13 protein-coding genes and 1 pseudogene are annotated in these 12,651 nt (G+C 72.5%); 8 read left to right on the top strand and 6 right to left on the bottom strand.

Annotated features, from left to right (window positions below; genetic code table 11):
* The first annotated feature begins 231 nt into the window (after positions 1-231).
* On the top strand, positions 232-810 hold the full coding sequence (locus ABZ865_RS24360; protein ID WP_361234011.1) for a hypothetical protein: 579 nt from the start codon (positions 232-234) through the stop codon (positions 808-810).
* Positions 800-1,480 carry a Fic family protein gene (locus tag ABZ865_RS24365; RefSeq protein ID WP_361234014.1) on the top strand — a complete coding sequence of 227 codons (681 nt, stop codon included), beginning with the start codon at positions 800-802 and terminating at the stop codon, positions 1,478-1,480. Before ABZ865_RS24360 ends, ABZ865_RS24365 begins: the two co-directional genes overlap by 11 nt.
* Here the strand turns inward: ABZ865_RS24365 and ABZ865_RS24370 are convergent.
* Positions 1,446-2,171, bottom strand: a complete 726-nt coding sequence (locus ABZ865_RS24370; RefSeq protein WP_361234016.1) for a DUF899 domain-containing protein — start codon at positions 2,169-2,171, stop codon at positions 1,446-1,448. The genes ABZ865_RS24365 and ABZ865_RS24370 overlap by 35 nt on opposite strands.
* Positions 2,172-2,364: 193 nt before the next feature.
* On the opposite strand from ABZ865_RS24370, the pseudogene ABZ865_RS24375 reads away from it, so the two are divergent.
* Both ABZ865_RS24375 and ABZ865_RS24380 read left to right on the top strand, forming a co-directional pair.
* Positions 2,365-3,548, top strand: a pseudogene (locus ABZ865_RS24375) (MFS transporter).
* 173 nt (positions 3,549-3,721) lie between these two features.
* Positions 3,722-4,471: a maleylpyruvate isomerase family mycothiol-dependent enzyme gene (locus ABZ865_RS24380; RefSeq protein ID WP_361234019.1), complete on the top strand. Its 750-nt coding sequence runs from the start codon at positions 3,722-3,724 to the stop codon at positions 4,469-4,471.
* Between the two features lie 25 nt (positions 4,472-4,496).
* Here the strand turns inward: ABZ865_RS24380 and ABZ865_RS24385 are convergent, their stop codons facing one another.
* Positions 4,497-4,889, bottom strand: a complete 393-nt coding sequence (locus ABZ865_RS24385) for a MarR family transcriptional regulator (RefSeq protein ID WP_361234022.1) — start codon at positions 4,887-4,889, stop codon at positions 4,497-4,499.
* Positions 4,890-4,974: 85 nt separating this feature from the next.
* Here ABZ865_RS24385 and ABZ865_RS24390 point away from each other — a divergent pair, with 85 nt between their 5' ends.
* Both ABZ865_RS24390 and ABZ865_RS24395 read left to right on the top strand, forming a co-directional pair.
* Positions 4,975-6,465 carry an MFS transporter gene (locus ABZ865_RS24390; RefSeq protein WP_361234025.1) on the top strand — a complete coding sequence of 497 codons (1,491 nt, stop codon included), beginning with the start codon at positions 4,975-4,977 and terminating at the stop codon, positions 6,463-6,465.
* 226 nt (positions 6,466-6,691) lie between these two features.
* The gene (locus tag ABZ865_RS24395) at positions 6,692-6,976 is read left to right on the top strand and encodes a DUF6332 family protein (protein ID WP_361234028.1); all 285 of its coding nucleotides are present in this window, start codon (positions 6,692-6,694) and stop codon (positions 6,974-6,976) included.
* On the opposite strand, the gene ABZ865_RS24400 is transcribed toward ABZ865_RS24395, so the two are convergent.
* From ABZ865_RS24400 to ABZ865_RS24410, 3 genes are all read right to left on the bottom strand, one after another.
* Positions 6,937-7,602: a response regulator transcription factor gene (locus ABZ865_RS24400; protein ID WP_361234032.1), complete on the bottom strand. Its 666-nt coding sequence runs from the start codon at positions 7,600-7,602 to the stop codon at positions 6,937-6,939. The genes ABZ865_RS24395 and ABZ865_RS24400 overlap by 40 nt on opposite strands.
* A complete protein-coding gene (locus ABZ865_RS24405) occupies positions 7,599-8,822 on the bottom strand; it encodes a sensor histidine kinase (RefSeq protein WP_361234035.1) in 1,224 nt (407 codons plus the stop codon). Before ABZ865_RS24405 ends, ABZ865_RS24400 begins: the two co-directional genes overlap by 4 nt.
* A 91-nt stretch (positions 8,823-8,913) precedes the next feature.
* Entirely contained in the window at positions 8,914-9,630 is a 717-nt protein-coding gene (locus ABZ865_RS24410; RefSeq protein ID WP_361234037.1) for a TetR/AcrR family transcriptional regulator, read from the bottom strand.
* Positions 9,631-9,799: 169 nt separating this feature from the next.
* On the opposite strand from ABZ865_RS24410, the gene ABZ865_RS24415 reads away from it, so the two are divergent.
* Entirely contained in the window at positions 9,800-10,885 is a 1,086-nt protein-coding gene (locus ABZ865_RS24415) for a medium chain dehydrogenase/reductase family protein (RefSeq protein WP_361234040.1), read from the top strand.
* A gap of 133 nt (positions 10,886-11,018) precedes the next feature.
* The gene (locus tag ABZ865_RS24420; RefSeq protein WP_361234043.1) at positions 11,019-11,294 is read left to right on the top strand and encodes a hypothetical protein; all 276 of its coding nucleotides are present in this window, start codon (positions 11,019-11,021) and stop codon (positions 11,292-11,294) included.
* 91 nt (positions 11,295-11,385) lie between these two features.
* Here the strand turns inward: ABZ865_RS24420 and ABZ865_RS24425 are convergent, their stop codons facing one another.
* Positions 11,386-12,630, bottom strand: a complete 1,245-nt coding sequence (locus ABZ865_RS24425; protein ID WP_361234046.1) for a geranylgeranyl reductase family protein — start codon at positions 12,628-12,630, stop codon at positions 11,386-11,388.
* Positions 12,631-12,651: the final 21 nt, after the last annotated feature.

Raw genomic sequence — 12,651 nt, forward strand, 5'->3', positions numbered from 1 at the left:
TCTCGCCGCGTACCTAAATCCGTATGCGAAAAGCCGCGCGTGTGACAAACTCGCGCGGCTGTTCCCATCCGTCCATCCATTCGTCCGTCCACGGAGGCCCCCACGTCCCGCACGTCCCGCGCGTCCAAGCTGTACTGGTACCAGCTCTCCTGGTCCGCCACCGACCCCGCACGCAACCCCTTCGCCTGGGACGAGGACGAACGGTCCAGGCTCATCGAGCTGATCGTCCCGATGGTGCCGACCTCCGAGGCCATGGACGCCGACAGGATGGCCGGACACCGATTCACCCACGAGGTCACCGCGTTGCTCGCGGAGCGCTACGGCCTGTGGGCGTGCGGCTGGAGCAAGTCGATCGGCGAGGGCGGTGGCGGTGGAGTGGTCGCCAGTTGGTGCTGTGAGAGCCATTCAGTGCGTGAACCGCTCCCCACGGCCGAGCGGATCGTGGCCTCGCTCCTGGAGTGGCGCGACTGGCTGGAGGAGCTGGCGGAGAAGTTCGCCCGGCTGGCCCCGCCGCCCGACGCGAGCCCCGAGGACCGCAGTTGGCACCTGGAGCGGGCGGCGACACGGCTGGTCACCCTGGTGATGGACCGCACGGGCAGCGAATGCGCCTGGTACGGCATGTGCGCACACGTGCTCAGCTGGTTCCTCACCTCCGCCGGCCTGTCGCCCGAGGAGGCCGACCGCGCGGTGGACGAGGCCATCGGCGGCCGGTTCGCCAGCTGGACCGCGCCCGCACGGACACTGGTGGACTCCGTCGCCGAGGACTTGGCCGTGGGGCTCACCGGGGAGCGGCCCTACCGTGACCACTGACGCGCTCGCGCAATGGTGCCGGATCAGGGAGCAGGTGGACTGGACGGGCGCGGTGGCCGCGCGGCCGCACGGCACGGGCCCCGTCCAGCCGTACGTCGACGGCCTCTTGGCCTGGTACGACGGCCCGGTCCGCCACCGCGACCCCGAGCGCGCCGACCGCCTGCTGGCCGCGCTCGCCCGCACCCGCGCGGACGCCGCCCGGCGCGCTCCCCTCACCCCGGCCCTGCTGGCCGGCTGGCAGTCCCTCGTCCTCGGCACGGCCGAGGTGCCCTTCCGGCAGGGCGACGCCTTCGCCAAGCGGGGCCGGGAGCGCTACGGCCTGACCCCGCGCACCTGGCGCGACTTCGCCACCTGCCTCCGGCAGGCCACCGAGGCCCCGCTGCCGTTGCCGTCCCGCGCGGCCAGGGTCTACCTGGACGTGGCCTTCTTCCATCCCTTCCCGGACGGCAACGCCCGCCTGTCCCTGCTCGCCCTGGGACATGTGCTGGAGCGGGAGGGGGTACGGCTGGACGAGGTGGGGCCCCTTCGGACGACCCGGTACGCGGACGACGCTGAGGGGGCCGCGGATCTCGCGGCGCTGGTGGCCGTACTGCTGCGCGACACGCGCCGGCGGGCACCGGCCACGGTCGAAGGGCTCACTCGGGCTGGTCCTCCGTGGCCCGGCGGGTGATGGCCAGCCACTCGGGCGCCGTCTCGGCGTCGCTGTACGCGTCGTGCCAGTTCCACCATTGGTACGGCGGGGTCTGCGGATAGCCCTCGGGCGAGTCCTCCCAGGTCTCCTGACGCCCGAGCGCGGTCATGTCGAGGTAGCTCCAGGTACTTCCCATCGCCTCGTCACCGCGGTTGTTGATGAAGTACGTGCGGAACACGCTGTCGCCCTCACGGATGAACGCGTTCGTGCCGTGCCACTCGTCCACGCCGAAGTCGACATCGAAGTCATCGATGATCGTGTACCAGGGCATCGTCCACCCCATGCGCGCCTTCACCCGCTCGATGTCCGGCTGCGGCGCACGCGAGGCGAACACAAGAGTGGTGTCACGGGCGTTCAGATGCGCGAGATTGCCGACGTGGTCGGCCAGCATGGAGCAGCCGCGGCACGCGTGGTCGGGCCAGCCGAACACGCCGGGCTCGAAGAAGGCGCGGTAGACGATCAGCTGACGACGACCGTCGAACAGGTCGAGCAGCCTCACCCTCCCCTTGGGTCCGTCGAACTCGTACTGCTTCTCCACGGCCAGCCAGGGCATCCGCCGGCGCTTGGCGGCCAGTGCGTCACGGGCACGGGTCAGCTGCTTCTCCTCCACGAGCAGCTGCTGACGCGCAGCCTCCCACTCCTGAGGGGAGACGATCGGGGGTGTCTTCATGATGACGTTCACCTTCCGGTTCCCTCTTCCAGCATTCCTCGGAACTAGGACACCGTCCCGGCCGGAAATTCATCGGTGCCGGCCGCGACACGCCACGGATCCCGCGCAGGTACGCGCGTCTCTTGCCCCGATCCGGCAGTCCACCTAGCCTGACTTTGTGCCGCAAATAAACAAAACCCGAATGCACAGCGTCGTGCCGGGCAACGACCTCACCGCGCTCCGCGTCGCGATCACGGCGTTCTTCGCACTCGACGGCTTCGTCTTCGCGGGGTGGGTCGTGCGGATCCCCGACATCAAGCACCAGACGCACGCCTCCACCGGCGCCCTCGGACTCGCGCTGCTCTGCGTGTCCGCGGGGGCCGTTCTCACCATGACGCCGACCGGGTGGCTGTGCCGCCGCTACGGCAGCCATCCGGTGACGGTCGCGTGGATGGTGGTCCTGGCCCTCAGCGTGGCGCTGCCGCCGCTGACCCGCTCGGCAGCGGCGCTGGGTGGCGTCCTGCTGCTCTTCGGGGCGGCGTACGGCGGCGTCAACGTGGCCTTCAACAGCGCCGCCGTCGATCTCGTGGCCGCGCTGCGCAGACCGGTCATGCCCAGTTTCCACGCGGCCTTCAGCCTGGGCGGGATGATCGGCGCCGGGCTGGGCGGGCTGGTCGCCGGCGCCCTCTCCCCGACGTGGCACCTGTTCGGCATCACGCTGGTCGGACTTCTGGTCACCGCGATCGCCGGACCCGCCCTTCTGCGACACGAGGCGCCGATCGCGCCGGACCGCCGACCGTCGGGTCCGGAGCCCGCGTCGGATCCGGAGGGTGGTACGCGGCGCCCGGACGGCCGTACCCGCGGGCTGGTCGTCGTCTTCGGTCTGGTCGCCCTGTGCACCGCCTACGGCGAGGGCGCCATGGCCGACTGGGGCGCCCTCCACCTGCGGCAGGATCTGGCGGCCTCGTCGGGGACGGCCGCCGCCGGGTATTCGTGCTTCGCGCTCGCCATGACCCTCGGCCGCCTCACGGGGACCCGGCTGCTGGAACGCCTCGGACGTGCCCGGATCGTGATCGCCGGCGGCGCCACCGCCACGGCCGGGATGCTCCTCGGCTCACTCGCGCCCTCCGTGTGGGCGGCGTTGATCGGCTTCGCGGTCACCGGACTCGGGCTCGCCACCTCTTCCCGGTCGCCGTGGAGCGGGCCGGTGCGCTGGCGGGACCGTCGGGTGTCGCCGTTGCCTCCACGCTGGGCTACGGCGGCATGCTCCTCGGCCCGCCGACGATCGGCTTCGTGGCCGACTGGTTCTCGCTGCCCACGGCGCTCACGAGCGTCGCCGCGCTGGCCGCCGTCGCCGCGCTGATCGGGCTGGCGACGCGGCGGACGCTGGGCGGTTGAGGCCGGGGCGCTGAGCGGTTGAGGCCAGAGGGCCGGGCGGTTGAGGCCGGGGGCGCGCGGCGTGACCGGAGACAGTCATGCGCCGCGAGCCGTGAACCGTGAGCCGCAAGCCGAGAACGCGAGCCAGGACCGGGCGCGGCCTCGAGCGCGCTTCATCCGGCACACTGAGCCCCATGGAGACTGCCGAGTTCCTTCAGACCCTGGACCGGGAAGGCCGGCTGCTGGCGGCGGCCGCCGAGGAGTCCGGGACCGACGCCAAGGTGCCGACCTGCCCGGAATGGCAGGTGATGGACCTGCTGCGGCACACGGGCGCGGTGCACCGGTGGGCCGCCGGCATCGTCGCGGAGGGGCACACCGCTCCCCGGCCCATGGCCGACGCACCGGACCTGGACGGCGCCGAACTGGTGGCCTGGTACCGGGACAGCCACCGTCTACTGGTCGACACCCTGGCCGCCGCTCCGGCCGACCTGGCGTGCTGGACCTTCCACCCTGCGCCGTGCCCCTCGCCGCTGGCGTTCTGGACCCGGCGGCAGGCGCACGAGACGACGGTGCACCGGTACGACGCCGAGGTGGCGCGGGGCGGTGAACCGTCCCCGATCGCGACCGACTTCGCGGCGGACGGCATCGACGAACTGCTGCGTGGCTTCCACGCCCGCTCGCGGAGCCGTCTGCGCACCGAGGAACCGCGCGTGCTGCGGATGCGCGCGGTCGACGCGGGCGCGGGCGCTGACGCGGTGTGGACGGTGCGGCTGTCGGCGGAGCCGCCCGTGACCTCGCGGGACGCGTCCGAGAAGACCGACGCCGAACTGTCCGGCCCCGCCGACCGGTTGTACCTGGCGCTGTGGAACCGGATCCCCGTACCGGACGTCGTCGGCGACCGCGCACTGGTCGACCTGTGGCGGGAGAAGTCCCCGATCGGTTAGCGGAGTCGAGCGACCCGTAGCCGCGTCACTCGGCCAGCATCCGGGCGAGCACCGCACGCTGTACGGGCCGTACTTCCCCGTGCAGCGCGCGCCCCTTCTCCGTGAGGACCACGCGTACTCCGCGCCGGTCCTCCAGGCACATGGCTCGCTCGACGAGGCCGTCCTTCTCCAGGCGGCCGATGAGCCGGGACAGGGCGCTCTGGCTGAGATGGACGCGGTCGGAGATCTCCTGCACGCGGTAGCCGCAGCCGCCGTCCGCGGACACGCCGCCGGCGAGCACGTCGAGCACCTCGAAGTCGCTGGCGCACAGGCCGTGTCCGTTCAGGGCCCGGTCCAGCTCGCACTGAGTGCGGGCGTGCAGGGCCAGAATGCCCCGCCACTCCTCGACGAGCGTCTGCTCGGCCTTGTTCGCCGCCATGAGCGCACCGTAGCAGAGAAACGGGATTGTTGCATCGTAATTAAATGCGCTTGCATCCGATGCATGCGCATGTAGTCTCTTCGGCATGACCTCTCCGCTCACCAACCCCGCGGCCCCGTCCCCGGCGGTTCGCTGGACCCCCCGGCTGTGGGGCACCCTGCTGGTGCTGTGCGCCGCGATGTTCCTGGACGCGCTCGACGTGTCGATGGTCGGCGTCGCGCTGCCGTCCATCGGCTCCGATCTCCACCTGTCCACGTCCACCCTGCAATGGATCGTCAGCGGCTACATCCTGGGCTACGGCGGACTGCTCCTCCTCGGCGGCCGCACCGCCGACCTGCTCGGCCGGCGCCAGGTGTTCCTGGTGGCCCTCGGCGTCTTCGCGCTCGCCTCGCTGCTCGGCGGGCTCGTCGACTCGGGTCCGCTGCTGATCGCCAGCCGCTTCATCAAGGGCCTGAGCGCGGCCTTCACCGCACCGGCGGGCCTGTCGATCATCACCACGACGTTCCCGGAGGGCCCGCTGCGCAACCGCGCGCTCTCCATCTACACCACCTGCGCGGCCACCGGCTTCTCGATGGGCCTGGTCCTGTCCGGCCTGCTCACCGAGGCCAGTTGGCGCTTCACCATGCTGCTGCCCGCCCCCATCGCGCTGATCGCCCTCGCCGCGGGCCTCAAGCTGCTGCCGCGCAGCGCCCGCGAGGAGAACCACGACGGCTACGACATCCCGGGCGCCGTCATCGGGACCGCCGCGATGCTGCTGCTGGTCTTCACCGTCGTCCAGGCACCCGAGGCCGGCTGGGCCTCGGCGCGCACGCTGCTGTCGTTCCTGGCCGTGGCCGTGCTGCTGACCGCGTTCGTACTGGTCGAGCGGCGCTCGCCGAGCCCTCTGGTCCGGCTCGGGGTGCTGCGCTCGGGCAGCCAGGTCCGCGCCCAGCTCGGTGCGGTGGCCTTCTTCGGTTCGTACGTCGGCTTCCAGTTCCTGACGACCCTGTACATGCAGTCGCTGCTCGGCTGGTCTGCGCTGCACACGGCGCTCGCCTTCCTGCCGGCGGGCGCGCTGGTGGCGGTGTCGTCGACGAAGGTCGGCGCGATCGTCGACCGGTTCGGCACCCCGCGGCTGATCGCGACCGGCTTCGCCCTGATGGTCCTCGGGTACGCGCTGTTCCTGCGCGTCGACCTGGACCCGGTGTACGCGGCCGTCATCCTGCCGTCGATGCTGCTGATCGGCGCGGCCTGCGCCCTGGTCTTCCCGTCGCTCAACATCCAGGCCACCAACGGGGTCGAGGACCACGAGCAGGGCATGGTCTCCGGGCTGCTGAACACCTCGGTGCAGGTGGGCGGCGCGATCTTCCTCGCCGTCGTGACGGCCGTGGTGACCGCGGCGGCCCCCGCGCACGCCACCCCGCAGGCCGTCCTCGACAGCTACCGGCCCGGATTCATGGTCGTCACGGGCGTCGCGGCGGCCGGCCTGCTGATCACCCTCACCGGTCTGCGCGGCCGACGGAGCGCGCCGTCGATCGTCGTCGCCAGGTCCACCGTGGAGGAGGCGAAGGCGGAGCGCGTGGCGGTCCGCGACTAGGGCCTGTCCGGCGGATCAGGTCGCAGGAAAGCAACGGCGCCCTATCCGCCCCGCGTCTGCGACAGGATCCGCCGGGCAGGCCCTAAGGGGGAACGCCTCCCTGTGTGTGCGCCCGGCGGGTGGCGAACAGCCCCGCCGGGCGCACGCCTTCGCGGCGGACGGCAAGTGCGGCTGACGGCACGCCGGAGAACGGCGTGAGCGGCTGACGGCATGTCAGACTGTCGGTATGGACACATACGGGGGACGACGCACCAGGGCCGAACAGGACGCGGCCACGGTCGAGATCGGGTACGCGCTGGTCAGTGCCGCCTTCGCGGCGGCCGTCCTGTTCGGGGCCGTCGCCGGGCCCGCCCTGCTCTTCCCGCTGCCGCATCTGCTGTCGGCGGTACTGCTACGGCTCGGACTCGCCCTGGCGCCGGTGGTGTTCATGGCCCGGGTGGTGAGCGTGCTGGTGCGCTTCCGGCGGGAGTCTCAGCCGAGCCAGCCCGGCCGTACCAGCCCCGACTCGTAGGCGAGGACGACGAGTTGGGCGCGGTCGCGGGCGCCCAGCTTCACCATCGTGCGGCTCACATGGGTCTTCGCCGTCAGCGGGCTGACCACCAGGCGGCGGGCGATCTCCTCGTTGGACAGGCCGATGCCGACCAGCGCCATCACCTCCCGCTCCCGCTCGGTGAGTTGACCGAGGGCGTCCGCCGCCGCGGGTTCCTTGGAGCGGGCGGCGAACTCGGCGATCAGGCGCCGGGTGACGCCCGGGGAGAGCAACGCGTCGCCGCCGACCACCGCCCGCACCGCGCGCACGAGTTCGTCCGGCTCGGTGTCCTTGACCAGGAACCCCGAGGCGCCCGAGCGGATCGCCTCGAAGACGTACTCGTCGAGTTCGAAGGTGGTGAGCATGACCACCTTCACGTCCTTCAGCGCCGCGTCCTCGGTGATGCGCCGGGTCGCGGCCAGCCCGTCGAGCAGGGGCATGCGGATGTCCATCAGGACGACGTCGGGCCGCAGTTCGCGCACCCGGCGCAGCGCCTCCTCGCCGTCCGCCGCCTCCCCGGCGACCTCGATGTCGGGCTGCGCGTCGAGCAGCGCCCTGAAGCCGGCCCGCACGAGCGACTGGTCGTCGGCGAGCAGTACCCGGATCACTGGTCCTCCCTGGTGTGCAAGGGCAGTACGGCGAGCACGCGGAAGCCGCCGTCGGGGCGCGGGCCCGCCTCGATCGTGCCACCCAGCCCGGCGGCGCGCTCCCGCATGCCGGCCAGTCCGTTGCCGCTGCCGCCCGCCTCGGCTCCGGTGGCGGGCCCGTCGTCGTCGATGCGCAGCCGCAGCTCGTCTCCGTCGTACTCGAAGCGCACACGCGCGTGCCGGGATCCGGAGTGCCGTACGACGTTGGTGAGGGCCTCCTGCACGATCCGGAAGGCAGCCAGGTCGGCGCCGGGCGCCAGATGCGGTGGCTCCCCCTGGACGTCGACCGTCAGACCGGCGGCCGCCGCCTGCTCGACGAGTTCGGGAAGCCGGCCCAGGCCGGGCGCGGGGGCGCGCGGCGCGGCGCCCGGTGCGCGCAGGGTGTCGAGGACCTGACGCACCTCGCCGAGCGCCTCCTTGCTCGCGGCCCTGATCGTGGTGAGCGCGGTACGTGCCTGCTCGGGGTCGGTGTCCAGCAGGGCGAGCCCCATGCTCGCCTGCACGTTGATGACGGAGATGCTGTGCGCGAGCACGTCGTGCAGCTCGCGGGCGATCCGCAGCCGTTCCTCGTCCGCGCGCCGCTTGGCGGCCTGCGCGCGGTCCGCGCGCTCCCGTGCCCACTGTTCGCGGCGCACCCGGGCCAGTTCGGCCAGCGCGACGATGGCCAGCACCCAGGTGGCGACGACGATCTCCTGCCCGATCCCCGCGCCCTTGTCCCCCGTCGGCGGAAGCCGGCGGTACAGCCAGAGCGCGACCAGCGCGTGCCCCGCCCACAGCAACCCGAGTGACGCCCAGGCGGCCCGCCGGTGCCCGGCGACGACGGCGCTGAAGCAGCTGACGGCGACGGTCAGGAACACCGGGCCGTAGGGGTAGCCCGCGCTCACGTAGACCAGCGTCACGGCCGCCGTGCCGAAGGCGACGGCCGCCGGGTGGCGGTGCCGCCACAGCAACAGGAGCGAGGCCGCGAGCAGCAGCACGCGCGCGGTGGTGTCGAGCGGCACCCGGTGGGGCTGCCCGTGCGCGGCGAAGTGCGAGCCGGCGAGCACGAACACGGTGATCAGCACGGTGGACCGCCAGGGCAGGCGGGCCGGGCGGGACTCCGGGTCGCCGGCGGAGCCGTTCCACCACGGCGGCCCGTACCGCCACCAGTGCGAGGGCCCGGGGCCGCGCTGCTCTTCCATGCCCGCCACGCTAGACGCCGACGGGCCGCGAGGACGTCAGCCGGACGAGGTGATCACGGATACGCCCCGGGGAGTACGACCGTTCGCGCGCTCAGCGCCCGCCGGTGAGCCCCTTCACCTCGGCGTCGAACAGCAGCTCCGGGTCGAAGCCCATGCCGGTGAAGTGGCCGGCGAGTTCCAGGGAGAGGACACCGTGCAGCCGGGTCCAGACGGCCAGGGCGCGGCGGAGGACGGGCGGCGCGGCGGGGTGGTCACCGGCCCAGCGGCGATGTTCCGCGAGGTGGGTCTCGAAGGCGTCGGGCGACGCGGTGTCCTTGGCATCGGCCGTGTCATCTGCCCCGGGCACGTCCCCTTCGGCCGCGTCATCGGCCCCGGGCACATCGTCATCGGCCGCGCACACGTCCAGCAGGGTGGCCATGATCTCCTGGGCGATGGCCGTGGTGTCGTCCGGCGCCCGGTAGCCGGGGACGGGTGTGCCGTAGACGAGGAAGTACCGCTGCGGGTCCGCCAGTGCCCAGCCGCGCAGCGCGCGGGCCAGGCCGGGCAGCCCTGAACCGGCGTCGGCCGCGGCGCGGAAGGTGTCGGCGAGGCTGCGGTAGGCATCCCGGACCAGCTCGGTGATCAGGTCGTCCCGGCCGGCGAAGTACCGGTACAGCGCCGGGCCGCTCATGCCCAGGTCCTTGGCGATGGCGTTGAGGGACAGCCCCGACGCCCCGGCCGTGGCGATCTGCTCCCAGGCCCGCGCCTTGATCTCCGCCCGCACCTGGCTGCGGTACCGCTCACGGGGACTCACCGCGCCTGCCGCCATCGTCCTCACGCTCCTCCTCGCCGGTTCGTTTCAACCTATCACCAGCGAGAGAGGCCGTAACAGAACTCGCTGCGAGAGCTTGACACTCACCCTGGAAGGCTTCATGTTGGTTATAACTTCTAACTCAATCAAATGGCTCTAGCACCGCTGACCGACCTGGAGGTTCGTCATGGGAAGCAAGGAACTCAAGGACCGCAAGGACCTCGACGAACTCGTCGAGGTCGTCCTGCCGGGCGCCGTCGAACCGGAGGAGCTGCGGTTCCGGCACCGGGACATACCGGTGCCGGGGGCGGGGCAGATCGTGGTCCGGGTGGAGGCCACGGGGGTGTCGTTCGCCGAGCAGCAGATGCGCCGGGGGCGGTACTACGACCAGCCGCCGTTCCCCTTCGTGCCCGGCTACGACCTGGTCGGCACCGTTCTCACGGCCGGCTCCGGCGTCGCCCCGGACCTCGTCGGCCGACGGGTGGCGGCGCTGGTCAAGGTCGGCGGCTGGGCCAGTCACGTGGTGCTCGACGCGGCGGACGCCGTGGAGGTCCCGGCCGGGATCGGGGCGGCGGAGGCGGAGACGCTGGTCGTCAACGGCATCACCGCCTGGCAGATGCTGCACCGCAAGGCCCGGGTGCGCGCCGGGGGGACGATCCTCGTGCACGGCGCCAACGGCGGCGTCGGCACCGTCCTGGTCCAGCTCGCGCGTGCCGCCGGCCTGAGGGTGATCGGCACCGCCTCCGCCCGCCACCACGACGCCCTGCGCGAGCTGGGCGTGACCCCGGTCGACTACCGCGCCGAGGACGTCCCGGCCCGGGTCCGGGAACTGGCGCCCGGCGGGGTCGACGCGGTCTTCGACCACCTCGGCGGGCGCAGCGTCCTCGACTCCTGGCGGCTGCTCGCCCCCGGCGGGACGCTGGTCTCCTACGGCAGCGCCACGACCCGGGACGACACGGGCTCCAAGCAGTGGCCCGTGCTGAAGATCCTCGGCCGGGTGTGGCTGTGGAACGCGCTGCCGAACGGCCGCCACGCGTACTTCTTCAACGTCTGGGCGGGGCGCGCCCTGAACAAGGACCGCTTCCGGGCCCGGCTGCGCGCCGACCTCACCGAGGTGTTCCGGGCCCTGGAACGCGGCGAGGTCACCGCACACGTCGCCGCCCGGCTGCCGCTCAGCGAGGTGGCCCGGGCGATGCGGCTCGCCGAGTCCGGGACGGTGGCCGGGAAGGTCGTACTGATTCCGGACGCCCAGCGGAATCTTCCGGAGGCGTAGCCGAATCGGCGACGCCGCGGCGAGGCCGGCCGCGGTTCCGTCAATCTGCCCCGAGGGGCCACGCTCTTCTGCCACAGTCGATCGACACGGCTGTCCCCGGGAGACGCCACCGAGTCACCACCGAGGGGAAAGAATGATCGCGCGCGTAGCGGTGTGGGAGCCGATGCCGGATGACGACTGGGACTGGGTGCTGGACGCGGCAGCCGGGGTTCCCGGTGTCCATGGGGCGTACCACCTCGTCGACCCGGCCACCGGCAACGGGCTGTCCGTCGCGTTCTTCGAGGACGAGGCGGCCGCGGCGGCCGCCCGTGAAGCCATCGTGCAGCGCGCGCAGGAGATCGGCTGGCACAACACGCCTCACCCCGCGCCGGTTTCGGAGACGATCTACCAGGTCATGCGCCACGCGTGACCGCCCAGTCCTGACGTGGCGCCGGGGGTGACCGGTCACCCCCGGCCACCAAGCGACCCAGCCACCCAGCCGCCCGGCGTTCCGGAGCACGTCAGGAACCGACGGTGTCCTCCGCCGCGACGGTGGCCGGATTCCGGTCCAGCAGGGTCAGGGCCCGCTGGGCGATCGGGCGGGACCTGACGAGCTCGCCCAGCGAGGTCGAGCCCTGGGTGATCTCCTTGAACGCCCGCCAGGCGGGGCGGAAGCCGGTGAGGGCCGCGTGGAAGATGCCGGGACGGCGCTCGAACGCGGCGAGCATGCGCTTGCCGACGCTCATCTCCACGCCGAGCCCCGCCTTGATCGCGAACGCGTAGTTCAGGGCCTGGCGGCGGGTGTCGACGGCGTCGTGCGCCTCGGAGATGCGGACCGCCCACTCCCCCGCCAGCCGGCCCGAACGCAGCGCGAAGGAGATGCCCTCGCGGGTCCACGGCTCCAGCAGCCCCGCCGCGTCGCCGCAGACCAGCACCCGGCCGCGGGAGAGCGGCGAGTCGTCGGCGCGGCACCGGGTCAGATGCCCGGAGGAGATGGTGGGCTCGAAGCCGGACAGCCCGAGGCGGGCGACGAAGTCCTCCAAGTACCGCTTGGTGGCCGCGCCTTCACCGCGCCGTGAGATCACGCCGACGGTCAGGGTGTCGCCCTTCGGGAAGACCCAGCCGTAACTGCCCGGCAGCGGGCCCCAGTCGATGAGCACCCGGCCCTTCCAGTCCTCGGCGACGGTGTCCGGCACCGGGATCTCCGCCTCCAGGCCGAGGTCGACCTGCTCCAGCTTCACCCCGACGTGCGCGCCTATGCGGCTGGCGCTGCCGTCGGCGCCGACGACCGCGCGGGCCAGCACCGTCTCGCCGCCCTGGAGCACCACCGCGACCGTGCGCCGGTCCGGCACCGCCGAGCCGTGCTGCTCGACGCGCTGCACCGTGACGCCCGTGCGCAGCTCGGCGCCCGCCTTCTGCGCGTGCTCCACCAGCTGCTGGTCGAACTCGGGCCGGTTGATCAGCCCGAACAGCATCTGCTTGGAGCGGCGGGTACGGGTGAAACGGCCGTTGTGCGAGAAGGTGACCGCGTGCACCCGGTCCCGGAAGGGCAGCTCGAAGCCGGGCGGGAGCGCGTCGCGCGAGGGGCCGATGATGCCGCCGCCGCAGGTCTTGTACCGGGGCAGTTCCGCCTTCTCCAGCAACAGCACGCGCCGTCCGGCGACCGCTGCCGCGTAGGCGGCGGAGGCCCCCGCGGGTCCCGCGCCCACCACGACGACGTCCCAGACCCGCTGCACGTCGTCCGCCGAAGAGTTCTCGCCGCTCACGATGGTCTACCGCTCCGATCA

The organism is Streptomyces sp. NPDC047085 (assembly GCF_040643735.1).
Lineage (GTDB): Bacteria > Actinomycetota > Actinomycetes > Streptomycetales > Streptomycetaceae > Streptomyces.